This window comes from Pseudomonas sp. NA-150, assembly GCF_044336365.1.
Classification (GTDB): domain Bacteria; phylum Pseudomonadota; class Gammaproteobacteria; order Pseudomonadales; family Pseudomonadaceae; genus Aquipseudomonas.
Window position 1 is genome coordinate 1,217,008 of record NZ_CP172305.1, and the last position, 22,989, is coordinate 1,239,996.

20 protein-coding genes and 1 riboswitch are annotated in these 22,989 nt (G+C 60.1%); of the genes, 13 read left to right on the plus strand and 7 right to left on the minus strand.

What is annotated here, in order from left to right:
* Window positions 1–26: 26 nt before the first annotated feature.
* A complete protein-coding gene (locus ACF0H7_RS05865) occupies window positions 27–1,016 on the minus strand; it encodes a 2-hydroxyacid dehydrogenase (protein ID WP_397451848.1) in 990 nt (329 codons plus the stop codon).
* A gap of 143 nt (window positions 1,017–1,159) precedes the next feature.
* Window positions 1,160–3,913 (minus strand): response regulator, encoded by a 2,754-nt coding sequence (locus tag ACF0H7_RS05870; protein WP_397451849.1) that lies wholly within the window; start codon window positions 3,911–3,913, stop codon window positions 1,160–1,162.
* A 283-nt stretch (window positions 3,914–4,196) separates the two neighbouring features.
* Here ACF0H7_RS05870 and cysM point away from each other — a divergent pair, with 283 nt between their 5' ends.
* The 5 genes from cysM (at window position 4,197) to ACF0H7_RS05895 (ending at window position 10,319) form a co-directional block, all read left to right on the plus strand.
* Entirely contained in the window at window positions 4,197–5,099 is a 903-nt protein-coding gene (gene cysM / locus ACF0H7_RS05875) for a cysteine synthase CysM (protein WP_397451850.1), read from the plus strand.
* Complete coding sequence (rlmD, locus tag ACF0H7_RS05880) at window positions 5,099–6,454, plus strand: 23S rRNA (uracil(1939)-C(5))-methyltransferase RlmD (protein ID WP_397451851.1); 1,356 nt, start codon at window positions 5,099–5,101, stop codon at window positions 6,452–6,454. Before cysM ends, rlmD begins: the two co-directional genes overlap by 1 nt.
* A gap of 161 nt (window positions 6,455–6,615) precedes the next feature.
* Window positions 6,616–8,859, plus strand: a complete 2,244-nt coding sequence (gene relA, locus ACF0H7_RS05885) for a GTP diphosphokinase (protein WP_397451852.1) — start codon at window positions 6,616–6,618, stop codon at window positions 8,857–8,859.
* Between the two features lie 99 nt (window positions 8,860–8,958).
* Complete coding sequence (gene mazG / locus ACF0H7_RS05890; protein ID WP_397451853.1) at window positions 8,959–9,783, plus strand: nucleoside triphosphate pyrophosphohydrolase; 825 nt, start codon at window positions 8,959–8,961, stop codon at window positions 9,781–9,783.
* Window positions 9,780–10,319 carry a DUF2058 domain-containing protein gene (locus ACF0H7_RS05895; protein WP_397451854.1) on the plus strand — a complete coding sequence of 180 codons (540 nt, stop codon included), beginning with the start codon at window positions 9,780–9,782 and terminating at the stop codon, window positions 10,317–10,319. Before mazG ends, ACF0H7_RS05895 begins: the two co-directional genes overlap by 4 nt.
* Before the next feature lie 78 nt (window positions 10,320–10,397).
* Here the strand turns inward: ACF0H7_RS05895 and ACF0H7_RS05900 are convergent, their stop codons facing one another.
* Complete coding sequence (locus ACF0H7_RS05900; RefSeq protein ID WP_397451855.1) at window positions 10,398–10,577, minus strand: hypothetical protein; 180 nt, start codon at window positions 10,575–10,577, stop codon at window positions 10,398–10,400.
* Between the two features lie 280 nt (window positions 10,578–10,857).
* On the opposite strand from ACF0H7_RS05900, the gene ACF0H7_RS05905 reads away from it, so the two are divergent.
* Window positions 10,858–12,327, plus strand: coding sequence for an ArnT family glycosyltransferase (locus tag ACF0H7_RS05905; RefSeq protein WP_397451856.1), 1,470 nt, complete (start codon window positions 10,858–10,860; stop codon window positions 12,325–12,327).
* Between the two features lie 63 nt (window positions 12,328–12,390).
* Here the strand turns inward: ACF0H7_RS05905 and ACF0H7_RS05910 are convergent, their stop codons facing one another.
* Genes ACF0H7_RS05910 through purM form a run of 3 tightly spaced genes read right to left on the minus strand, consistent with a single transcriptional unit; the run spans window position 12,391 to window position 14,848 of the window.
* Complete coding sequence (locus ACF0H7_RS05910; protein ID WP_397451857.1) at window positions 12,391–13,107, minus strand: DUF3108 domain-containing protein; 717 nt, start codon at window positions 13,105–13,107, stop codon at window positions 12,391–12,393.
* An 8-nt stretch (window positions 13,108–13,115) separates the two neighbouring features.
* Window positions 13,116–13,766 (minus strand): phosphoribosylglycinamide formyltransferase, encoded by a 651-nt coding sequence (gene purN / locus ACF0H7_RS05915; RefSeq protein ID WP_397451858.1) that lies wholly within the window; start codon window positions 13,764–13,766, stop codon window positions 13,116–13,118.
* Window positions 13,767–13,789: 23 nt separating this feature from the next.
* Complete coding sequence (gene purM / locus ACF0H7_RS05920) at window positions 13,790–14,848, minus strand: phosphoribosylformylglycinamidine cyclo-ligase (protein ID WP_397451859.1); 1,059 nt, start codon at window positions 14,846–14,848, stop codon at window positions 13,790–13,792.
* A 350-nt stretch (window positions 14,849–15,198) separates the two neighbouring features.
* Here purM and ACF0H7_RS05925 point away from each other — a divergent pair, with 350 nt between their 5' ends.
* The 6 genes from ACF0H7_RS05925 to ACF0H7_RS05950 all read left to right on the plus strand — a co-directional run bounded on the left by ACF0H7_RS05925 (window position 15,199) and on the right by ACF0H7_RS05950 (window position 20,426).
* On the plus strand, window positions 15,199–16,254 hold the full coding sequence (locus ACF0H7_RS05925; protein ID WP_397451860.1) for a DUF2066 domain-containing protein: 1,056 nt from the start codon (window positions 15,199–15,201) through the stop codon (window positions 16,252–16,254).
* Window positions 16,255–16,311: 57 nt separating this feature from the next.
* Window positions 16,312–17,385, plus strand: coding sequence for an AI-2E family transporter (locus ACF0H7_RS05930; RefSeq protein WP_397451861.1), 1,074 nt, complete (start codon window positions 16,312–16,314; stop codon window positions 17,383–17,385).
* Window positions 17,386–17,604: 219 nt separating this feature from the next.
* Window positions 17,605–18,309 (plus strand): DnaA regulatory inactivator Hda, encoded by a 705-nt coding sequence (gene hda, locus ACF0H7_RS05935; protein WP_397451862.1) that lies wholly within the window; start codon window positions 17,605–17,607, stop codon window positions 18,307–18,309.
* Window positions 18,303–19,067, plus strand: a complete 765-nt coding sequence (locus ACF0H7_RS05940) for an NAD-dependent deacylase (RefSeq protein ID WP_397451863.1) — start codon at window positions 18,303–18,305, stop codon at window positions 19,065–19,067. Before hda ends, ACF0H7_RS05940 begins: the two co-directional genes overlap by 7 nt.
* A 75-nt stretch (window positions 19,068–19,142) precedes the next feature.
* Complete coding sequence (locus tag ACF0H7_RS05945; RefSeq protein ID WP_397451864.1) at window positions 19,143–19,790, plus strand: C40 family peptidase; 648 nt, start codon at window positions 19,143–19,145, stop codon at window positions 19,788–19,790.
* Between the two features lie 90 nt (window positions 19,791–19,880).
* Window positions 19,881–20,426, plus strand: a complete 546-nt coding sequence (locus ACF0H7_RS05950; protein ID WP_397451865.1) for a C40 family peptidase — start codon at window positions 19,881–19,883, stop codon at window positions 20,424–20,426.
* A gap of 118 nt (window positions 20,427–20,544) precedes the next feature.
* Here ACF0H7_RS05950 and ACF0H7_RS05955 read toward each other — a convergent pair whose 3' ends face one another.
* Window positions 20,545–21,885, minus strand: coding sequence for a PQQ-dependent sugar dehydrogenase (locus ACF0H7_RS05955; RefSeq protein ID WP_397451866.1), 1,341 nt, complete (start codon window positions 21,883–21,885; stop codon window positions 20,545–20,547).
* A 158-nt stretch (window positions 21,886–22,043) separates the two neighbouring features.
* Window positions 22,044–22,270: riboswitch (cobalamin riboswitch) on the plus strand.
* 98 nt (window positions 22,271–22,368) lie between these two features.
* Between ACF0H7_RS05955 and cobO the strand changes: the two genes are divergently transcribed.
* A complete protein-coding gene (gene cobO, locus ACF0H7_RS05960; protein WP_397451867.1) occupies window positions 22,369–22,980 on the plus strand; it encodes a cob(I)yrinic acid a,c-diamide adenosyltransferase in 612 nt (203 codons plus the stop codon).
* Window positions 22,981–22,989: the final 9 nt, after the last annotated feature.

The window sequence follows — 22,989 nt, forward strand, 5'->3', positions numbered from 1 at the left end:
CAAATCTGCGCGCATCCTATCAGTTTTTAACCCTCAACCAGGTTCTGTGGCGTGCCGTTGGTCCAGGCGGCGATGTTGTCCAGGGTGGTCTGGGCGATTGCGCCGAGGGCTTCGTGGGTCAGGAACGCCTGATGCGCAGTAATGATCACGTTGGGGAAGGTCAGCAAACGGGCCAATACGTCGTCTTGCAGAGGACGGTCGGAGCGGTCTTCGAAGAACAACTGCGCCTCTTCTTCATACACATCGAGACCCAGATAGCCCAATTGCCCGCTTTTCAGCGCGTCGATCAGCGCCGGGGTGTCGACCAGCGCGCCACGGCCGGTGTTGATCAACATGGCGCCGGGTTGCATCTGCATCAACGAAGTGGCGTTGATCAGGTGCTTGCTCTGCGGCGTCAACGGGCAATGCAGGCTGATGATCTGCGACTGAGTGAGCAATTCCGGCAGGCTCAGGTAGTGGGCGCCCAGGGCTTGTACCTGCGGATTGGGGAAGGGGTCGTAGGCCAATAAGGTGCAGCCGAAACCGGCCATGATCCGGGCGAAGGTCGCGCCGATCTGCCCGGTGCCGACAATACCCACGGTTTTCCCCACCAGATCGAAGCCGGTCAACCCATGCAGGCTGAAATCGCCGTCGCGGGTGCGGTTGTAGGCGCGGTGCAGATGGCGATTCAACGCGAGGATCAAGGCCACCGCGTGTTCGGCGACGGCGTGAGGCGAGTAAGCCGGCACGCGGACCACGCTGAGGCCCAGGCGTTTGGCGGTCGACAGATCGACATGGTTGTAACCCGCCGAGCGCAGGGCGATCAGGCGTGTGCCGCCGGCGGCCAGATGTTCCAGCACCGGCGCGCTGAGGTCGTCATTAATGAAGGCGCAGACCACCGGATGACTATCGGCCAGCGCAACGGTGTCCAGATTCAGCCGCGCGGGCTGGAAATGCAGTTCCAGGCCAGACGGTGGGCGGGCGGCGAGGAAACTGTCGCGGTCGTAGGTTTGGCTGCTGAATACCAGTGTGCGCATGGAAGATCCCTCAGTTGTCGCAAATCACCTGTAGGAGCGGGCTTGCCCGCGATACGCCTGACGCGGTGTGCCAGACAAGCAGCCATCGCGGGCAAGCCCGCTCCTACACTAACGAATCCGGATTTGCCATTTACTGCCCCAGATCAAGCACTCACCCGCGCTTCCAGCGCGAGGCGGGTTATCGCCATCGACAGTTCATCCAGCGCGGCATCCGCTTCCGGTGCATCTTGCTTGAGTAAGGTTTCGCTGCGTTGACAGGCCGCGCGCAGTTGCGGCACGCCGCAGTAGCGGGTGGCGCCGTGCAGGCGATGGACGCGCTCGATCAGTGCCAGCTTGTCGTGGGCGTCCCGGGCGCTGCGGATGGCTTCGCGGTCGGTGTCCAGCGAGGCCAGCAGCATCGCCAGCATGTCCGCCGCCAAGTCTGCCTTGCCAGCCGCCAGCCGCAAACCTTCTTCGTGATCCAGCACTTGCAGGTCAATCGAGCCGCGGGCGTTTTCGCTCTGCCGTTCCGGGGCGTGATTGCGCAGCGCCAGGCCGGTCCACTTGAGCACCACCTGGGCCAACTGCCGTTCACTGATGGGCTTGGTCAAGTAATCATCCATGCCGCTTTGCAACAAGGCGCGCTTTTCATTGGCCATGGCGTGGGCGGTGAGGGCCACGATCGGCAGCGAAGTCCGCTGCCGCTCGGCTTCCCAGGCGCGGATCGCTTCTGTGGCCTGGCGTCCGTCCATGCCCGGCATCTGCACGTCCATCAGCACCAGATCGAAGGTTTCTTTCTGCACCGCGTTGACGGCGGCGTAACCACTGTCGACCGCCACCACCTTGGCGCCCATGTCTTCCAGCAGGGTTTGCACCAGCAACAGATTGGCCGGATTGTCGTCCACGCACAGCAGGTACGGCGCTCTGCTGGACATCGGTTCGGCAGTGTCGCTGCGCAGTTTGTTCGGGCTGATCAATTCGGACAGGCCGCGCCGCAGTTTGCGCGTGCAGGCCGGTTTCGCCTGTAGCTGACTTTGCGCATTGGGTACCGCCAACTGGAACTGCGCCTGTTCGGTGGTCGGGCACAGCACCAGCACTTTGCAGTCGAGGTTTTCCAGGTCCCAAATGTGTTGGCGCAGGCGCTCGGGCGGCAGTTCGTGGGCGGTAATGCCCAGCACGGCGAGGTCGATGGCTTGCGGGGTTTGATGTGCAGCGGTGACGCCATTGATCAAACTTTCCAGGTTGTTGAAGACGATCGCCTCCAGGCCGCAATCTTCCAGTTGATGACTCAAGGCCTGACGCGCCAATTCGTGGTTTTCCAGCACGGCGGCGCGGCGTCCCAACAATGGCAGGGCGGGCAAGTCGTCCATATCGTCACGGGTTTTCGGCAAATTAAGGCTGATCCAGAACTCCGAACCTTCGCCGGGCGTGCTGTCGACGCCGATTTCGCCGCCCATTTGTTCGATCAAGCGCTTGGAAATCACCAGCCCCAAGCCAGTGCCGCCCGGTTGGCGCGACAGCGAGTTGTCGGCCTGGCTGAACGCCTGGAACAACGCACGCACGTCCTGGCTGGACAGACCGATGCCGGTGTCCTGCACGCTGATGCGCAGTTGCACGCTGTCTTCCTGTTCGTCTTCGAGCATGGCGCGGGCGACGATGGTGCCCTCGCGGGTGAACTTGATGGCGTTGCTCACCAGGTTGGTGAGGATCTGCTTGAGTCGCAGCGGATCGCCCAACAGCGACAGGGGCGTGTCGCGGTACACTAGGCTCACCAGCTCCAGCTGTTTGGCGTGGGCGGCGGGGGCGAGGATGGTCAGGGTGTCTTGCAGCAGGTCGCGCAGGTTGAACGGCACGCTGTCGAGCACCAGCTTGCCGGCCTCGATTTTCGAGAAGTCGAGAATCTCGTTGATGATACTCAGCAGGCTGTCGGCGGACTTTTCAATGGTGCTCAAATAGTCCAATTGGCGTGGCGTCATCTCACTTTTTTGCAACAAGTGAGTGAAGCCGAGGATGCCGTTGAGCGGGGTGCGGATCTCGTGGCTCATGTTGGCGAGGAATTCGGATTTGATCCGGCTCGCCTCCAGGGCTTCTTTGCGCGCCAGGTCGAGTTCGATGTTCTGGATTTCGATGGTTTCCAGGTTTTGCCGCACATCTTCGGTGGCCTGGTCGATGCTGTGTTGCAATTCTTCCTGGGCATTTTGCAGGGTCGCGGCCATGCGGTTGATGCCCGAGGCCAGCTCATCCAGCTCCAGACTGCCCAGTGGCGGCAGACGCACTTCGAGATTGCCGTCCTTGAGTTGCGCGACGGTGAGCTTGATACGGCTGATCGGCACGCTGATGGTGCGGCTCATGCGCAGGGCGACGATGGCCGTGAGGATCAGGCCGGTGGCGATCAGCAGCAGGCTGGCAAACAGGCTGCGGTAACCGCGCAGTAAAGTGCCGGTGTGGGACAGTTCCAGCTCGACCCAGCCCAGCAGGCGATCGGCTTCGTCGGGGATCATGTCGCCGGTCAGGTGTCGCTGGCGGCCGTAGACCGGCAACAGAAAGCGCGTGGCGTCGTTGCCGGTGTGTTGTTGCAAATGGGTGCTGGTGGCGGTGGGTGCCGAGTTGATCATGTTCGGGCCGGCGTGGGCCAATACGTTGCGGTCGGCGTCGAGGAACGTCACCGAGCGAACGTCGGCTTGTTCGAGCGCTTGCCCGGAAATGCGTTCGAGCAGTACTCGGTCATTGCGGCCCAAGGCCGGGGCGGCCAGCGGCGCCAGCTCTTCGCAGATCATTTCTCCGCGCTGCATCAGCTGGACTTGCAGGTCGGACAGCTGCATCCAGGTGAAATAGCCGCCCAGCACCACGGCCATCAGCAACGCGGGGACAATGGTCAATAGCAGCACACGGCCTTTGATACCCAGCTTGTTCAGCACGCCCTTTTCTCCGGCATGACCGCTTCCCGCGATCGATAGTCTCGCAGTGTAGCGAGTTGGTGGCGGGGCAGGTACACCGCGCCAAGCCATTATCACGTAGGAGCGAGCTTGCTCGCGATAGCGGCATTGCTGACACACCGCATCAAGCTGATCGCGAGCAAGCTCGCTTCTACAATTCAACGGCTTATGCGTTTCAGGAATAGGCAACATACTTTGCGTGATATGGGGTTTATCCGTTTGCCGTTATGATAGGCGCCCCCGCAGTCTGGATTGCGAAGACGCCATGACCCTGCAGTATCAAACCATCGCCGACTGCGTCGGCAACACCCCGCTGGTACGTTTGCAACGCCTGGCAGGTAACACCACCAACACCTTGCTGCTCAAGCTCGAAGGGAATAACCCTGCGGGTTCGGTCAAGGACCGTCCGGCGCTGTCGATGATCACCCGTGCCGAGTTGCGCGGGCAGATCCATCAGGGCGATACCCTGATCGAAGCGACGTCCGGCAACACCGGCATTGCCTTGGCCATGGCCGCTGCTATTAAAGGCTACCGCATGATCCTGATCATGCCCGACAACTCCAGTGCCGAGCGCAAGGCAGCGATGACTGCCTACGGCGCCGAGCTGATTCTGGTCAGCAAGGAAGAGGGCATGGAAGGTGCCCGCGACCTGGCGGAGCGCATGCAGGCCGATGGCAAGGGCAAGGTCCTCGATCAGTTCGCCAATGGCGATAACCCGGAAGCCCACTACACCGGCACCGGCCCGGAAATCTGGCAGCAGACCGGCGGCACCATCACCCATTTCATCAGTTCCATGGGCACCACGGGCACCATCATGGGTGTCTCGCGTTACCTCAAGGAGCAGAACCCGCAAGTCCAGATTATCGGCCTGCAACCGATGGACGGCTCGGCGATTCCAGGGATTCGACGTTGGCCGCAGGAGTACCTGCCGAAGATCTACAACGCTGAACGCGTGGATCGCATCGTTGACATGGCGCAGCTCGAAGCCGAAGAAACCACCCGCCGACTGGCCCGCGAAGAAGGCATCTTCTGCGGTGTGTCGTCTGGCGGTGCCGTGGCGGGTATGTTGCGTTTGTCTCAGGAAGTCGAGAATGCGGTCATGGTCGCGATCATTTGTGACCGTGGCGACCGTTACTTGTCGACCGGCGTCTACGATGCGCCTAACTGATGGCTAAGCACGAAAGAGGTCTGCGCTTCCAGCCCACGGGCGGCACCAAGGCGCCGCAAGTGCCGACCGGCAAAAAACAACGGCTGACCATCGAGCGCCTGGCCAATGACGGGCGCGGGATTGCCTTTGTCGACGGCAAGACTTGGTTCGTTGCCGGCAGTCTTGCCGGTGAAGAGGTCGAAGCGCGGGTGCTCAATGCCCACGGCAAGATCGTCGAAGCCCGCACCGAGCGCGTGTTCACCGCCAATCCGGTGCGTCGCCCGGCGCCGTGCGCGCATTTTGGGCGTTGCGGTGGTTGCAGTCTCCAGCATTTGCCCCATAACGAACAGCTCGCCCTGAAACAGCGCATGCTCGCCGAGCAATTGACCCGGGTCGCCGGTGTCGAGCCCGACGAATGGGCTGCGCCGTTGACCGGCCCCGAGTTCGCCTACCGTCGCCGGGCGCGGGTCGCCGTGCGCTGGGACGCCAAGGCCAAACGGCTGGACGTCGGCTTCCGCGCGGCATCCAGCCAGGACATCGTCGGCATTGACGATTGCCAGGTACTGGTACAAGCCTTGCAACCGATCATGGCGCAATTGCCGGCGATGCTGCGCCGTTTCAGCAAGCCTCAGGTACTGGGGCATGTCGAGTTGTTCAGCGGTTCGTCGACGGCGGTGTTGCTGCGCCATACCGCGCCGCTTAACGAGGCTGATCTGGCGCTGTTGCAAACGTTTTGCGCCGAACATGAGGCCCAGTTGTGGCTGCATGGGGAAGGTGAGCCGCAACCGTTCGACCCGAGTCAGACGCTGGGTTACCGGCTGGAACAGTGGGACTTGCAACTGGCGTATCGGCCGGGAGATTTCATTCAGGTCAACGCTGCGGTCAACGCCGCGATGATCGCCCAGGCATTGGACTGGCTGGCGCCGCGTGCCGACGAGCGTATTCTTGATCTATTCTGCGGGCTGGGTAACTTCGCCTTGCCGCTGGCTAAAATCGCTCGCGAAGTGCTGGCGGTGGAGGGTGTCGAGACGATGGTCGAACGTGCAACGGGCAATGCAATCAGTAATGATTTGCACAACGTGACATTCGTTCGGGCGGATTTGTCGCAGCCGTTGGCCGAAGCAAGCTGGGCCGCAAAAGGCTTTTCTGCGGTACTCTTGGATCCACCACGCGACGGTGCTTTTGAAGTGGTGCGCAAGCTCTCGACTTTGGGCGCCGAACGGTTACTTTATGTGTCATGCAATCCGGCAACTTTGGCGCGGGACACTGTCGAATTGATCAAGCAGGGCTACCGATTAAAACGTGCCGGAATTCTCGATATGTTTCCGCAAACCGCCCATGTCGAGGCGATGGCGTTATTTGAAGCGAGTAAGTAACTGGCAAGGCTCAGGGAAATGAGTCGGCCGTTTACAGGGAATCTCGTTTAATCCGACTGGCCCGCGAACGCACAGCCCTTGCATGCCCAGCAAGGAGCGTTTGCTCAAGAAGGCCAGCGACTGATGGCGCATTTCATCGCGCCGTAGGGAAGGTAAGCAACATGGTTCAGGTGAGAACGCACCAGCCGATCAACACCGATGGCAGTATCAACCTCGATGCATGGCTTGATCATGTCGTCAGCGTCGACCTGGCGTTGGACCGCCAGGCCTTGAAAGAGGCCTGCGAGTTTGCCCGTGAAATCGAGCAACAGGACAACGCCGCCAAGAATCTATGGGCAGAGGGTACCTCCAGTTTTCAGGCAGGCCTGGAAATCGCGGAGATTCTCGCTGACCTCAAACTGGATCAGGACTCGCTGATCGCCGCCGTGATCTACCGTGGCGTGCGCGAGGACAAAATCTCGCTGACGGATGTCGCCCAACGTTTTGGTCCCACCGTTGCCAAACTGATCGACGGCGTGCTGCGCATGGCGGCGATCAGTGCCAGCCTCAGCCCGCGTCAATCGCTGGTGTTGGGTAACCAGGCGCAAGTGGAAAACCTGCGCAAAATGCTGGTGGCGATGGTCGACGACGTGCGTGTCGCGTTGATCAAACTCGCCGAGCGTACCTGCGCGATTCGGGCGGTGAAGAACCTGTCCGACGAAAAGCGCAACCGCGTCGCTCGCGAAGTGTTCGACATCTACGCACCGCTGGCCCACCGTCTGGGGATCGGTCATATCAAGTGGGAGCTGGAGGACTTGTCCTTCCGCTACCTCGAACCTGACCAGTACAAGCAGATCGCCAAGCTGCTGCATGAGCGCCGCCTCGACCGTGAGCGCTTCATCAGTGATGTCATGGGGCAGTTGGGAAACGAACTGCTGGCCACCGGCGTCAAGGCCGACATCAGCGGCCGGGCGAAACACATCTATTCGATCTGGCGCAAAATGCAGCGCAAAGGCCTGGAATTCAGCCAGATCTACGACGTGCGCGCGGTTCGCGTGCTGGTCCCGGAAATGCGCGACTGCTACACCGCGCTGGGGATTGTGCACACCCTGTGGCGACACATCCCCAAAGAGTTCGACGACTACATCGCCAACCCGAAAGAGAACGGCTATCGCTCGTTGCATACCGCGGTGATCGGTCCGGAAGGCAAGGTGCTGGAAGTACAGATCCGTACCCATGCCATGCACGAAGAGGCCGAGCTGGGCGTGTGTGCGCACTGGCGCTACAAGGGCACCGACGTCAAATCCGGCTCCAATCATTACGAAGAGAAAATCTCCTGGCTGCGTCAGGTGCTGGAATGGCATGAAGAGCTGGGCGACATCGGTGGCCTGGCAGATCAGCTGCGGGTCGATATCGAGCCGGACCGGGTCTACGTGTTCACCCCCGACGGCCATGCCATCGACTTGCCCAAGGGCTCGACGCCGCTGGACTTCGCGTATCGGGTGCACACCGAAATCGGCCACAACTGCCGGGGCGCCAAGATCAACGGGCGCATCGTGCCGCTCAACTACAGCCTGCAGACCGGTGAACAGGTCGAGATCATCACCAGCAAACACGGCACCCCAAGTCGCGACTGGCTGAACTCGAACCTGGGCTACATCACCACCTCGCGGGCGCGGGCGAAGATTGTTCACTGGTTCAAGTTGCAGGCCCGTGATCAGAACGTCGCCGCCGGCAAGGTGTTGCTGGAGCGCGAACTCGCGCGGCTGGCCTTGCCGCAGGTGGACTTCGAGAAACTCGCGGAAAAAGCCAATTACAAGACCGCCGAGGACGTGTTCGCGGCGCTGGGTGCCGGCGACTTGCGTCTGGCGCAACTGGTGAATCTGGCGCAACAACTGGTCGAGCCGGAACGCGGCAACGAACAGCTGGAACTGATTCCGCGCAAGGCCACGGGCTACAAGCCGGGCAAGCGCGGCGATATCCAGATCCAGGGCGTCGGCAACCTGATGACGCAGATGGCCGGTTGCTGCCAACCGTTGCCGGGCGATGCCATCGTTGGTTACATCACCCAGGGCCGTGGCGTCAGCATTCACCGTCAGGACTGTGCCTCGGTGTTGCAACTGGGCGGGCGCGAACCCGAGCGCATTATTCAGGTCAGCTGGGGCCCGGTGCCGGTGCTCACCTACCCGGTGGACATCGTGATCCGCGCCTACGACCGTTCCGGTTTGCTGCGCGACGTGTCCCAGGTGTTGCTCAACGAGCGGATCAACGTACTGGCGGTCAACACTCGCTCGAACAAGGAGGACAACACTGCGCTGATGTCGCTGACCATCGAGATCCCGGGCCTGGACGCGCTGGGGCGGTTGCTGGGGCGTATATCCCAGCTGCCGAACATCATTGAGACGCGGCGTAATCGTACACCGTGATTACGCCCCCTGTAGGAGCGGGCTTGCCCGCGATTGGATTGCGACCGCCGTGCGGTCGATCGCGGGCAAGCCCGCTCCTACAGTCATTGGGAACAACCAATGTACAAGCTTGAAGACCTGCTCCACCTCATGGCCCGCCTGCGTGACCCGCAGTACGGTTGCCCGTGGGACATTCAGCAGAATTACGCGACCATCGTGCCGCACACCCTTGAAGAGGCCTACGAAGTCGCTGACGCCATCGAGCGTGGTGACTTCGATCATCTGCAAGGCGAGTTGGGCGATTTACTGTTTCAGGTGGTGTATTACAGCCAGTTGGCGCGGGAAGAAGGGCGTTTTGAATTCGACGGCGTGGTCGACAGCATCACCAGCAAGCTGATTCGTCGCCATCCCCACGTGTTTCCCACCGGCGATTTGTATGCCCCGCTGGAGACGCCGCGTCTGAGCGAGGCCCAGGTCAAGCAACGCTGGGAAGAGATCAAGGCCGAAGAGCGCGCGGCCAAGGCCGAGGTTCCGGAGCAGTTGTCGCTGCTGGATGACGTGCCCACGGCATTGCCGGCGTTGTCGCGCTCGGCGAAGTTGCAGAAGCGCGCCGCTCAGGTCGGTTTCGACTGGCCTGACGCCTTGCCGGTGCTGGACAAGGTGCGCGAAGAGTTGGATGAAGTGCTTGAAGCCATGGCCGATAACGACGCCGAGGGGATTGCCGATGAAGTCGGCGATCTGCTGTTCTCGGTAGTCAATTTGGCCCGGCACCTTAAAGTCGACCCGGAAAGCGCCTTGCGCGCCGCCAACCGCAAATTCGAACGACGCTTCCGATTTATCGAACAGGCATTGCGCGAGACCCACCGTCCCATAGAAAATTGCGGCCTCGAAGAACTGGACGCTCTGTGGGGCGAAGCCAAACGTCAGGAAAACAACGCATCATGAGCATTTCCCTTCGCGACCAGTTGCTCAAAGCAGGTCTGGTCAACCAAAAGCAGGCCAAACAGGTCGGCAAAGACAAGCAGAAAGAACAGCGTCTGGCGCACAAGGGCCAGATCGAGATTGATGACTCGCAGAAGCGCGCCGCCCAGGAGGCTGCGGCCGAGAAGGTCAAGCGCGATCAGGAGCTCAATCGTCAGCAGCAGGAAAAGGTCGAGCAAAAGGCCCGGACCGCGCAGATCAAGCAGTTGATCGAAGTCTCTCGGCTGCCGAAGCTGACCACCGAGGACTACTACAACTTCGTCGACGACAAGAAGGTCAAGCGGATCTCGGTCAACAGCCTGATGCGCAACAAGCTCAGCAGCGGCTCGCTAGCCATCGTGCACCATGGCGGCAGTTACGAAATTATCCCACGTGAGGCGGCGGTGAAAATTCAGGAGCGCGATCCACGGCGGATCGTGTTGCTCAATGAGCCGACCGAAGAGGCGGATGGCGATGATCCGTACGCAGCCTATAAGGTGCCTGACGACTTGATGTGGTAATCGACTTCAAGGTCAGACCGAACAAAACAAAACCCGCCTCGGCGGGTTTTGTTTTTCCAGCGATTCCGAAACTGCGTCCTACGTGGTGCGCTTGCTTTCCAGGTCTTCCAGTTCGGCTTTGTATTGATGAGCGTCCGTCTCGTTATGGAACATCCCTACCAACAAATCCTGTTGATGAACATCCCAGATTTGCAGGCCAGCGGCCTGAGCTTCGTGGGAGAGGTGGGAAGGGTCGCGTTCAGTAACTTTTACGGTCATCTTTGCAAGCTCCTGACTCTAGGTAACTGCGGCAACGCGTCGCAGGTGTCTGTTATATATTTTGTTAGCCTGCTAAGTAAATACATGCCAAATGCAATACAGTTTTGCCAAAACGGACACAATCCCTGTGCACCGCGAAATCCGCGACCTGAGGGTTTATCGGCCAAAATGGCTGACAAACTGAAACGCTTGCGTTCAGACGTGGTTAAGAATCCCCAGCGTATCCTCGGAATATGCGTGAGTTTTTCCGCGTAGCCCTTTCCTCTGGTATTCACCGCATATGTCTCGACCCGCTGGCTCGTTATTGCTGATTGGCTGCCTGTTGTTCTTTTTCATGCTCGGTAATCATCAACTGCAAGGCTCTACAGAGGCTCGGGTCGCCGGGATCGCCATGGCCATGCATTTGGACAACGATTGGGTTATCCCCAAACTGTTCGGCGAGCCTTTTCTGGAAAAACCACCCCTGAGCCTGTGGCTGGATGCTTCGGCGATTCGCATTATCGGCGCCTCGCCCTTGGCGGTACGCCTGACCTCAGCCTTTGCCGCGCTGCTCACGATGCTGCTGTTGTTCAATTTCCTGCGCCGTTATGGACGCCCCACAGCGATCGCCTGGACCGCCGCCGTGATGCTCGTCACCATGAGCAGTTACTGGAACAACGCGCGGATGGTGGGTGAGGATTCGTTGCTGACCCTGGGCGTGACCCTGGCGTTGCTCAGCTACTTCCTCGCCCGTCAGCAACAAACGACGCAACAACCGTCCGCCAGCAGTTGGGGGCTGTTCGTCTTGGGCATCGCCATCGCTACGTTGACCAAGGGCGTGTTGGGGCTGGCGATGCCGGGGGTGGTGATTTTTGCGTATCTGCTCAGCGAAAGCCTGATCGACAGGCGCTTTTATTTCGGCAATTGGTGGCGTCCGGGGTTGCTGACGCTAGTGGGCCTGATCCCGCTGACCGTCTGGCTCAGCCTGTTGTATCAGCGCGCTGGCCTTGAGGCCGTGGGGGAAGTGCTGTGGGCCAACAGCGTGGGTCGCTTCAGCGGCTCATTCACCGACGCCGGTCACTATGAGCCGTTCTATTACTACCTGCTCAAGCTGCCTCAGGCGTTCTTGCCGTGGAACATTCTGGTCTACCTCGGCGTTTGGCATTTCCGCAAAAGCCTGGTGCAGAACCGCTATCGATTGTTTTTCAGCGTCTGGCTGTTGGCGCAATTCACCCTGCTGACCCTCGCGTCCAGCAAACGCACGGTGTACCTGATGTCCCTGACCCCGGCGGCGGCGGTGCTGGCGGCCGAATATGGACACGTGCTGTTCGACAGGTTGCGCGAGCGTTCACTGGATTCAGCATTCGCTGGCACGCTCTACCAGCGCCGTCGCAGTCTTACCGCGGGCGTGCTGGGTAGCGTAATACTGGCCTACCTGGCGGCGGCCCTTTGGCTGTTTCCACACCTGGATCGTCACCTGTCCTTCTTGCCGTTGATGACCCAGATCCAAAGCCTGCGCGCGGATGGGCAACACGTGGTGCTGTACCAGCCCAACGAACGCGTGGCCGGCGCCAGCGTGTTCTATACCCAAAGCCAGCTGCTGATTTTGCAGACACCAGCGGAGCTAACCCACTACCTAGGCGCCAACCCCGGCAACGTGGCGATCATGGAAGGCGCAGAACCGCCGTCGGCGCCGTTGACGGTACAGCGGATCATGAAAGTGGGGCGTTGTCCGTATTATTTTGTTGGGGCTGATGCAGGGCAGCGCTGATCGGCGCCCATAAAAAATCCCGCTACGTGCGGGATTTTTTATGACGGAATGAACCCAGGCAGCTTAACTACCCTTAACTTCACGCCCATTCACCGTGCCGTTCAGCAGCATGATGTTGTATTCCTTGCCGTCGGTTTCGACCTGACGCAGGCGAACCAGCAGGTAGTCGAAGTCTTTGGCGAACCACATTTCAGTGATCCGTTTGTTTTGCGTCGGATCGCGCACACGCTCGACTTTGATCGCCTCGACCTGGCCGGCCTTGGTGCTGACCTTTTCCGCATTCAAGACGCGGAAATCGTAAGTGTCGATGCTGTCACCGTCCACGACCTGGTAGCTCATGCTCTTCTTGCCAGCGGCGACGTCGTTCTGCAGCGCCAACTGATAAGTCGACTTGTCGAGGATGCCGTTATTCAGTGGCAGCTTGATCGCATCGTTGCGATCAGTGCCGGTGACCATCTTGCTGGCCCAGTCAAAGCTCAGGTCGATTTTCTTGCTTTTACCTAGCCCACCGCGTTCAAAATTATAGGTTTGCGGCAACAGCGTACCTTTGTCGACCTTGAAGGTGCTGCCTTCGGTCAGGCTGGCGATCATCATGGAAGCCTTGAAGCTCAGGGTCCACGTACCGTTGTCGTTTTTCGTCAGGCTGCGTTCGGCACTGCCGCCGCTCATGGGCAGTTGCTTCCAGTCTGCGGTGTAGCTTGCGGTGTAGGGCTGAAGGTCTGCGGCCTGCACAGCGGGCAGTGCCAGCAAAGCGAAAGCGAAGAGCAAAGCGCGACGCATAATATCTCCTAGTTTCGAATCAAGTGGCCGCTGGCCCCAAGTAACTGGCCGTCCAGTATTGCGCCCTGTTCACCAAGGCTTAATCGGCCTTCGGCGAACCAGCGTATTGCCAGCGGATAAATCTGGTGTTCCTGCACATGCACGCGCTGCGCCAAAGTGCTCGGCGAGTCGTTTAACTCTACCGGGACGACTGCCTGTACGACCAGTGGACCTCCGTCGAGTTCCTCAGTCACGAAATGCACGCTGCAGCCATGCTCGCGGTCACCAGCTTCCAGTACTCGCTGGTGAGTGTGCAAGCCTTTATAGCGCGGCAATAGTGAAGGATGGATGTTCAGCAGGCGACCGTGGTAGTGGCGAACGAAATCGGCACTCAGGATACGCATGAAACCGGCGAGTACCACCAGTTGTGGCTGGAAGCTGTCGATCAGTTCGATCAGCGCGGCGTCGAAGGCCTCGCGACCGTCGAACGTCTTGTGATCCAGAGCGCGGGTGTCGATCCCCGCGTCGCTGGCGCGCTGCAGACCGAAGGCGTCGGCGCGGTTGGAGATCACCGCGCGCAGCCGAGCCGGGTGATCGACACCCTGGAGGTTGTCGATCATGGCTTGCAGGTTGCTGCCGGAGCCCGACAGCAAAACCACGACGTTACAGGTGGCAGGCATGTGCTCTGGCATCCCGTCTGGCATCAATGTGCCTTGAGGTTTTTCAGCTCGACCTGGGCCGCGCCTTCTGCAGCAGTGGCGATCTGGCCAATGACCCAAGGCTGTTCGCCAGCGTCACGCAGGACTTTCAGCGCGGACTCGACGTGCTCTTGAGCCACGCAGATGACCATGCCGACGCCGCAGTTCAGCACGCGGTGCATTTCGGTTTCAGCGACGTTGCCTTGTTCCTGCAACCAGTCGAAGACCGCTGGACGCTGCCAGCTGGCGACGTCGACCACCGCTTGAGCGCCGGCTGGCAGAACGCGCGGGATGTTGTCCAGCAGACCGCCGCCAGTGATGTGAGCCATGGCCTTGACCGCGCCAGTCTCCTTGATCAGTTGCAGCAGAGGCTTGACGTAAATGCGGGTCGGCGCCATCAACAACTCGGTCAGCGGCTTGCCGTCGAGCTGGATGTTTTCGATGTCGGCACCAGCCACTTCGATGATCTTGCGGATCAGCGAGTAACCGTTGGAGTGCGGGCCGGACGATGGCAGGGCGAGCAGGGCGTCGCCGGCAGCGACTTTTGAGCCGTCGATGATCTCGGCTTTTTCCACGACGCCAACACAGAAGCCGGCCAGGTCGTAGTCTTCGCCTTCGTACATGCCCGGCATTTCAGCGGTTTCGCCGCCCACCAGCGAGCAGCCGGCCAGTTCACAGCCAGCGCCGATGCCGGTCACGACCTGAGCGGCGGTGTCGACGTTCAGTTTGCCGGTGGCGTAGTAATCGAGGAAGAACAACGGCTCGGCGCCACAAACCACCAGGTCGTTGACGCACATGGCCACCAGGTCGATGCCGATGGTGTCGTGTTTGTTCAGGTTCAGCGCCAGACGCAGCTTGGTGCCAACGCCGTCGGTGCCGGAAACCAGTACGGGCTGCTTGTAGCCGGCCGGGATTTCGCAAAGGGCGCCGAAGCCACCCAGGCCGCCCATGACTTCCGGACGCTTGGTGCGCTTGGCGACGCTCTTGATGCGTTCGACCAATGCTTCACCGGCGTCGATGTCTACACCGGCGTCTTTGTAGCTCAGGGAGGGTTGCTTGCTCATAATCCAGGCCTTTAGGGGGGATTCGGGAAATCGACCGACGCGGCGGCGGGGCGTCTCGAAAGGCGGCGCGTAGAATAACGCTGCATTTTCGGCGGCCACGGCCATTGTCAGTCTGTGAAGGCGCGCGATTTTATCAGGCTTACCGTGCAGCGGCCATCCTTAGGCCGACGGGCAGGCTCATCGAGCGGAAATAAATTGCTGCAGACGCTCAAGCTGGCTCGTTTGTCGGTGTCTGTATAAGGTGTAGCTATGATTTTGTGTGAATGAATCGACCCGATGTGTGGTCTGAGCTTCATCAGTCGTTTTCACACGTCTTTTTCATGCCGCTTTTTGCCCTTCGGGAATCATCCATGCGTCTTTCTAAATTTTTGTTTGCGGGCTGTTTGTCCTTGCTCAGCCTGCCGAGCTTCGCCGAAACCGTTACCCATTTGTATCAAGTCCGTGAAACCGTCAGTGGGCAGACCCCTGACGAACGCACCCAGGCCACTCAGCGTGCGCTGGATACCATGATCCTGCGCCTGACCGGCGATGTGAAAGCCTTGCAGAGTCCGGGGCTGGCCGAAGTGCGCAAGGACCCGCAGCAAATCATCAGTAAATACGGTTATGAAGCCGGTCCGCCGGAATCGTTGCTGGTGGATTTCGACCCGGCCAGCACCGACGCTGTGCTGCGCAAGGCGGGTATGCCGTTGTGGGGTACCAATCGGCCGGCGATTCTGGGCTGGTGGCTGAACGACACAACCGAAGGCTCCAATCTGGTGGGCGACGGCCAGGCGACGGCTGCGCCTTTAAAACGTGCGGCGCAGCACCGCGGCCTGCCGTTGCGCTTGCCGCTCGCGGATTTGGGCGAGCAGGGCATCGGCAGCGCGAAAACCCTGGATGGCAGCGACCCGACACCGTTGAAGGCCGCGTCCGAGCGCTATGGTGCTGATGCGCTGTTGGCGGTGCACGCCCATGAAGAGAATGGTCAATGGCAGGCGACGTGGCATATCTGGTTGGGCAATCAACATGAGCAGGGCAGCGCTACCGGTGCTGACAGCGCGGCACTGGCCGACGCGGTGATGCTGGCGGTCAGCGAGCGCCTGGCGCCACGCTTTGTGGTCAAGGCTGGCGCCTCCAGTGGCCTGGTCCTCAACGTGCAAGGCATGTCGCTGGAGCACTATGCCCAACTGGGGCGTTTGCTCGATCCGTTCGGTGCCAAGTTGAAGACGGTCGACGGTGATCGCGTCACCTACGAGGTCAACGCCAACGCCGATCAACTGCGTTCGCAATTGTCGCTGGCCAAGCTGCAGGAGGTTCCGGCGGCCGAGGTAGCGGCGCCGGTGGTGGCGGCTCAACCACCGGCCGCTCCAGGTGCGGCGCCCGTGGTGCAGCCACCATCGCTGCCGCAGTTGAATTTCCGCTGGTAACGCCTCGGCGTCGGCATATTGGGTTTGGATTTTTTTTGGTTTTGGGGTGGGGCGGTAATGGCTGAATCACGGCGTTTGTTCTGGCTTGGCGGGTTTGTCCTGCTGTGTGTGTTTGTTTACCTGCTGCACCCGATTCTGACGCCGTTCCTGATTGCCCTGTTGTTGGCGTATATGGCGGATCCGCTGGTGGATCGGCTGGAAACGCTCGGGCTGTCGCGGACCTTGGGCGTGGTGGTGGTGTTCGGGCTGTTCACCTTGGTTTTCATGACTTTGCTGTTGGTCCTGGTGCCGATGCTGGCCAAGCAACTGTTCCGCCTTTATGAGTTGGCGCCGCAGATGCTCGATTGGCTGCAACACACCGCGCTACCCTGGACTCAGGCCAAGCTCGGTCTGGCGGACGGCTTCTGGAAGTTCGACAAGGTCAAAGCGGCGATTTCCGAGCACATGGGCCAGACCAGCGACATCGTCAGCGTGGTGCTGGCGCAGGCCACGGCGTCCAGTCTGGCGTTGATTGGCTGGTTGACCAATCTGGTGCTGATCCCGGTGGTGTGTTTCTACCTGCTGCGCGACTGGGACCTGATGATGGCCAAGATCCGTAGCCTGCTGCCGCGTCATCGCGAAGAACAGATCGTCAAACTGGCCAACGAATGTCATGAAGTGCTGGGGGCGTTCATTCGCGGGCAACTGCTGGTGATGATGGCGCTGGGCGTGATCTACGCCGCGGGTCTGATGCTGGTGGGCCTGGAGTTGGGCTTGTTGATCGGCGTGGTGGCGGGGCTGGCGGCGATCGTGCCGTACATGGGCTTCGTGATTGGTATCGGCTCGGCGATTGTTGCGGGTTTGTTCCAGTTCGGCGGTGATCTGTACCCGATGCTCGGCATCCTCGCGGTGTTCATGGTCGGTCAGGCCCTGGAAGGCATGGTGTTGACCCCGTTGCTGGTGGGCGACCGTATTGGTCTGCACCCGGTGGCGGTGATCTTCGCGATCCTCGCTGGCGGTGAGTTATTCGGCTTTACCGGGGTGTTGCTGGCGTTGCCGGTGGCCGCAGTGATCATGGTTGTGGTGCGCCATGCCCGTGACCTCTATAAAGAGTCGGATATTTACGGCGGGATGGAAGATCCGGATTTGTAGCAGGACGCCACGCGGTATGTCTGAGGCACCGCCTCGCGAACAAGTTCGCTCCTACGTCGAATTGTTTGACGCGGTGTAACAGATGTGCAGCAACCGAATCCACGCAAACCTTTGATTTTGCTTGTTTGTCTGCCGCATTGTGCCTCCGGCGTCACGGGTATAAACTTTGCACACTTTACACAGAGGCCCCTAGCGGTTCGTCTGAACCGTTCAGCCAGCATGAAACCGATTCAGCTGCCCTTGGGTGTGCGTCTGCGTGATGACGCCACCTTCGTCAATTATTACCCCGGCGCCAATGCCGCAGCACTCGGCTATGTCGAGCGACTCTGCGACGCCGACGCTGGCTGGACCGAAAGCCTGATCTACCTGTGGGGCAAGGACGGCGTGGGGCGTACTCACCTGTTGCAAGCCGCGTGCCTGCGCTTCGAGCAAATGGGCGAACCGGCGGTGTACCTGCCGTTGGCTGAAGTGATCGACGAGGGCGTCGAGCTGTTCGACAACCTGGAGCAGTACGAGCTGGTGTGTCTGGACGACCTGCAGGCCATCGTCGGCAAGCCGGAGTGGGAAGAGGCGCTGTTCCATTTGTTCAATCGCCTGCGTGACAGCGGTCGCCGGTTGCTGATCGCTGCCTCGCAGTCGCCTCGGGAATTGCCGGTCAAGTTGCCCGACCTCAAATCCCGCCTGACCATGGCCCTGGTATTCCAGATGCGTGGGCTGTCCGATGAAGACAAGCTGCGTGCGCTGCAACTGCGCGCCTCGCGTCGGGGTCTGCACCTCACCGACGAAGTCGGGCATTTCATTCTGACTCGCGGGACCCGTAGCATGAGTGCGCTGTTCGATTTGCTGGAGCAACTCGATCAGGCCTCCTTGCAAGCGCAACGCAAGCTGACGATTCCTTTCTTGAAAGAAACACTCGGATGGTAGAGCGGGCGCTGCTGATGCAAACAGCGGCGGCGCTTCGTCACGCCCAGCGGATTCTGATCATTACCGGCGCCGGTTTGTCAGCCGATTCGGGATTGCCCACCTATCGCGGCGTGGGCGGCCTTTATAACGGCAGCACCGAAGACGGGCTGCCTATTGAAATGGCCTTGTCCGGGCCGATGCTGCGTCGCGACCCGGCGTTGTGCTGGAAATACATTGCCCAACTGGGCAGGGCGTGTCTCGGTGCGCAACCGAATGCCGGGCATTACGCGATCGCTCAGTTACAGCGGATCAAACCAGAGTGCTGGGTGCTGACGCAAAACGTCGATGGCTATCATCGCGCGGCCGGCAGCCCACCCGAGCGCCTGATCGAAATCCACGGGCAATTGGCACCGTTGTTTTGTCAGTCGTGTGGGGAAATCGATCCTGAGTTGAGTGAACATCTGCGGCGACCATTGCCACCCTTGTGCAAGCAATGCCAGGGTATTTTGCGTCCGCCAGTGGTGTTGTTCGAAGAGATGCTGCCCGAGCGGGCGCTGGAAACTTTGTATCAGGAAATGGACAAGGGTTTCGACGCGGTACTGAGCATCGGCACCACCGCCAGCTTTCCCTACATACACGAGCCGGTCCTGCGAACACGGGTGTCCGGGGGCTTTACAGCGGAAATCAACCCGACGCGGACCGACCACAGTGGGTCCATGGACGTATTTCTCGGGTGTAGAGCATTAGAAGTTCTCGAGGAACTGGTAAGTCACATTTAGTTCGATTGAATTTGCAAATGAGGATGATAGTAGGCATAGTCTCGTCTTCTTTACATATCAGCCACGGTCGTGCCCATGCTAAATCGCTTCGCACCCCTCGTGCCTCTCGCACTGGTTACACTACTTTTTGGTTGCGCGGCCCAGATGCCAGCCTCGCAACAGCAGCAGCAAGTACAGAATGCCATTACTGCGCAGTCTGTTCGCTCTGCACAACTCGCTAATGGGACTGACTCCGTAGCGGACGAAGAACTGATCACCGAGAAAGAACTGGCCGAATTCGCCGACAGCAAGCCGTACCAGATGCCAGGCCTCGCCGACAGCATCCTCGAACGCGGCATGGCCCTGATCGGTACGCGTTACCGTGCAGGCGGCACCTCTGAAGCCGGTTTCGACTGCAGCGGTTTCATCGGTTACCTGTTCCGAGAAGAGGCGGGCATGACCTTGCCTCGCTCGACGCGCCAAATGATCAACGTAAAGGCCCCACTGGTTGCGCGTAACAACCTCAAGCCGGGTGACCTGTTGTTCTTCAGTACCAAAGGTCGCGGTCGTGTCAGCCACGCCGGTATCTACCTGGGTGATGACCAGTTCATCCACTCCAGCAGTACTCGTAGCGGCGGTGTGCGTATCGACAGCCTCGACGATTCGTACTGGAAAAAGACCTTTATTGAAGCCAAACGTGCATTAGCGATGGCTCCGACTACAATTCAGACCCAGCATCAGTAATTCCCGGAGCGTGTAAGCAGCCACTGGCTTATTACACGCAGCTCCGGCTCACGGCAGAGTAAGCCGCATCCAGATCAGGTTGTTGTGTTTATGTCGATGATGGTACGCGTTGGGTCAATAGGGATTTTGGCTGCACTGATCAGTGCCTGTGCCGGACATCCCCCCGCTGCTTACAAACCACCGGTTGTGCAACCGGTGGTTTACGCGCCTTCCGATGAACCTTCCTCTCCTGCTGCCGAAGACGTGCTGATCCGTGCGATTGGCCTGGTCGGCACGCCGTATCGTTGGGGCGGCAATACGCCGGACTCCGGTTTCGATTGCAGCGGGTTGATCGGCTATGTGTACCGCGGTTCTGCGGGCATCACCCTGCCGCGTTCGACTCACGAAATGATCACTATGAAGGCCCAGGACATCAGCCGTAATCAGCTGCAGTCGGGCGATTTGGTGTTCTTCGCTACAGGCGGTGGCTCAGTGGTCAGCCATGCCGGCATCTATGTCGGTGAAGGTCGTTTCGTTCACGCGCCGGCAACGGGCGGTACGGTGCGTCTCGATTACCTGGACAAACCCTATTGGCAGAAAGCCTACCTGAACGCCAAGCGGGTGATACAGCCTCAGCATTTGGCGCATAACCCGTAGCCTGCCCCGTCGGCCGGTGTAGGAGCGAACTTGTTCGCGAGGCGGCGTATCTGATACACCGCGTCAAACGGCTCGCCAACAAGTTGGCTCCTACAAATAGAGGGCCACACCGCCGAGATCAGGGTAACGAAGCAGCAGTTTGAGCCTTCACCGCCGACACCCGCCAGATCACATTTCCCACGTCATCCGCCACCAACACCCCGCCATGTTGATCGTTGACCACGCCCACCGGCCGCCCCTGGGCTTTGTCATCGGCATTCAGGAAGCCGGTCAGTAGATCAACCGGCATGCCGTTGGGTTTGCCATTGGTGAACGGGATGAAAATCACCTTATAACCACTGTGCGGATTGCGGTTCCACGAGCCGTGTTGACCGACGAACATACCTTGGCTGAAAGGTGCTGGCAGCTTGCCGTCGGCAAAGGCCAGGCCCAGCGATGCGGTGTGCGGGCCGACCGCGTAGTCCGGGGCGATGGCCTTGGCCACCATGTCCGGTCGAGCAGGTTCGACACGGGTATCGACATGTTGACCGTAGTAGCTGAACGGCCAGCCATAAAAGGCACCGTCTTTGACTGAGGTGACGTAATCCGGCACCAGGTCGCTGCCCAGTTCGTCGCGCTCGTTGACCGCGGTCCACAGCTTGCCGGTCTGCGGTTCCCAGTCCATGCCGTTGGGGTTGCGCAGGCCGGAAGCAAAAATCCGGTGCGTACCGGTCGCGGCGTCCACTTCCCAGATTGCCGCGCGGCCTTCTTCTTTATCCAGGCCGTTTTCTCCGACGTTACTGTTAGAGCCCACTGTGACGTAAAGCTTTTTGCCGTCCTTGCTGGCAATCACGTTCTTGGTCCAGTGGTGATTGATCGTACCGGCTGGCAGGTCGGTGACGATGGTCGGTGGCGCGCTGATCGAGGTTTGCCCCTCTTCGTAATGGAAGCGCAGCAATCGATCGGTGTCCGCGACGTACAGGTCATTGCCCACCAGGGTCATGCCGAACGGTGAATTAAGGTTATCGAGAAATACTGTGCGGGTTTCGGCGACACCGTCGTGGTCGAGATCGCGCAGCAGGGTGATTCGGTTGGCCGACGGTGTGTCGGCTCCGGCGCGGCTCATGACTTTCTTGGTGATCCAGCCTCGAATGCCGGGTGAATCATCGGGCTTGGGCGGCGAGTTGCTTTCTGCTACCAGTACATCGCCATTGGGCAGCACGTACAGCCAGCGTGGGTGGTCGAGGTCTTTCGCGAACGAGACGACCTGCATGCCCGGCGCTGCGAGGGGTTTGGCCTCCTTGGTCCAGCCCACGGCCGGGGCGATGTTCACGGTCGGCATCAGTGAGGTCGTGGGTGCCGGCAACATCGGGGTGGGCCCGGTGCCATCGGAGACCTGCAGGCGCGAGGTATCGGCGCAGGCCGTGATACTGGCCGTCAGCAACAGCAGGGCGGACAGCTGAGGACTGAGTCTGAACATGGTCGATCTCCATGAAAGTCGGGGAGGCGCATAAGGTAGAGGGAGCCAAAGCGTCGAGGTTCCATGCCGACAGGCCGTCAGTGTAGTTCGAGGGGATTTTTTGCTTGAGATCCCTTTGCGCGTGGCGCTTTGATTGACGCTCTACCCCCAACCCTCTACCCTTCGCGCGTGTTTCAGGTGCTCCGCGATCAATGATTGCCGGAGTGAAACAGGGAAGTCGGTGAGGACGCCTCGGGCGCTCGATTCCGACACTGCCCCCGCAACGGTAAATGAGTCGAAGCCGTGCATTGGGCCACTGCGTCTGTCATGACGTGGGAAGGCGTACGGTGGGGCAAAAAAAGCCCACTCATGAGTCCGGAGACCGGCCTGATCCATTCAACAGCACCACGGAGGGCGATGCTCTGCGCAGGGCCTTTGGCCGTGCTGGCAGTTCATGTCGTCTGCTTCCGTTTGCTATCGCGTACCCTCAAGCGGAGAGCTGAGATGACCGAAACCACTGAGCGTGACGAACGCCACCTGGCGCGCATGCTGCGCAAAAAAGCCATAATCGATGAGCGCATCGCCAGCGCACCGAATGAATGCGGCCTGTTGCTGGTGCTGACCGGCAACGGTAAAGGCAAAAGCAGCTCTGCGTTCGGCATGCTCGCCCGCGCCATGGGCCACGACATGCAGTGTGGCGTGGTGCAATTCATCAAAGGCCGCAACGCCACCGGGGAAGAGCTGTTTTTCCGCCGTTTCCCCGAGCAAGTGCGCTACCACGTGATGGGCGAAGGCTTTACCTGGGAGACTCAAGATCGCCAGCGCGATATCGCCGCCGCTGAAGCTGCCTGGGAAGTGTCCCGTGAACTGCTGCGCGACCCGAGTATTGGCCTGGTGGTACTGGATGAGCTGAACATTGCTCTCAAGCACGGCTATCTCGACCTCGACCGAGTGCTCAGTGATCTGCAAGCGCGGCCGCCGATGCAGCACGTGCTGGTCACCGGTCGTGGCGCCAAGCAAGAATTGATCGACCTGGCCGATACCGTGTCCGAGATCGCCGTGGTTAAGCATGCCTTCCAGGCCGGCATCCGCGCGCAGAAAGGCATCGAGCTATGAGTATCTGTT

What these genes read in the sequence shown, in the direction of transcription:
- ACF0H7_RS05905 (WP_397451856.1), top strand. Translation starts at nt 10,858, where the DNA reads ATGTCTCGACCCGCTGGCTCGTTATTGCTGATTGGCTGCCTGTTGTTC.
- ACF0H7_RS05930 (WP_397451861.1), top strand. Translation starts at nt 16,312, where the DNA reads ATGGCTGAATCACGGCGTTTGTTCTGGCTTGGCGGGTTTGTCCTGCTG.
- ACF0H7_RS05925 (WP_397451860.1), top strand. Translation starts at nt 15,199, where the DNA reads ATGCGTCTTTCTAAATTTTTGTTTGCGGGCTGTTTGTCCTTGCTCAGC.
- cobO (WP_397451867.1), top strand. Translation starts at nt 22,369, where the DNA reads ATGACCGAAACCACTGAGCGTGACGAACGCCACCTGGCGCGCATGCTG.
- rlmD (WP_397451851.1), top strand. Translation starts at nt 5,099, where the DNA reads ATGGCTAAGCACGAAAGAGGTCTGCGCTTCCAGCCCACGGGCGGCACC.
- ACF0H7_RS05865 (WP_397451848.1), bottom strand. Translation starts at nt 1,016, where the DNA reads ATGCGCACACTGGTATTCAGCAGCCAAACCTACGACCGCGACAGTTTC.
- hda (WP_397451862.1), top strand. Translation starts at nt 17,605, where the DNA reads ATGAAACCGATTCAGCTGCCCTTGGGTGTGCGTCTGCGTGATGACGCC.
- relA (WP_397451852.1), top strand. Translation starts at nt 6,616, where the DNA reads ATGGTTCAGGTGAGAACGCACCAGCCGATCAACACCGATGGCAGTATC.
- cysM (WP_397451850.1), top strand. Translation starts at nt 4,197, where the DNA reads ATGACCCTGCAGTATCAAACCATCGCCGACTGCGTCGGCAACACCCCG.
- ACF0H7_RS05945 (WP_397451864.1), top strand. Translation starts at nt 19,143, where the DNA reads ATGCTAAATCGCTTCGCACCCCTCGTGCCTCTCGCACTGGTTACACTA.
- ACF0H7_RS05900 (WP_397451855.1), bottom strand. Translation starts at nt 10,577, where the DNA reads ATGACCGTAAAAGTTACTGAACGCGACCCTTCCCACCTCTCCCACGAA.
- mazG (WP_397451853.1), top strand. Translation starts at nt 8,959, where the DNA reads ATGTACAAGCTTGAAGACCTGCTCCACCTCATGGCCCGCCTGCGTGAC.
- ACF0H7_RS05950 (WP_397451865.1), top strand. Translation starts at nt 19,881, where the DNA reads ATGTCGATGATGGTACGCGTTGGGTCAATAGGGATTTTGGCTGCACTG.
- purN (WP_397451858.1), bottom strand. Translation starts at nt 13,766, where the DNA reads ATGCCTGCCACCTGTAACGTCGTGGTTTTGCTGTCGGGCTCCGGCAGC.
- ACF0H7_RS05895 (WP_397451854.1), top strand. Translation starts at nt 9,780, where the DNA reads ATGAGCATTTCCCTTCGCGACCAGTTGCTCAAAGCAGGTCTGGTCAAC.
- purM (WP_397451859.1), bottom strand. Translation starts at nt 14,848, where the DNA reads ATGAGCAAGCAACCCTCCCTGAGCTACAAAGACGCCGGTGTAGACATC.
- ACF0H7_RS05910 (WP_397451857.1), bottom strand. Translation starts at nt 13,107, where the DNA reads ATGCGTCGCGCTTTGCTCTTCGCTTTCGCTTTGCTGGCACTGCCCGCT.
- ACF0H7_RS05955 (WP_397451866.1), bottom strand. Translation starts at nt 21,885, where the DNA reads ATGTTCAGACTCAGTCCTCAGCTGTCCGCCCTGCTGTTGCTGACGGCC.
- ACF0H7_RS05940 (WP_397451863.1), top strand. Translation starts at nt 18,303, where the DNA reads ATGGTAGAGCGGGCGCTGCTGATGCAAACAGCGGCGGCGCTTCGTCAC.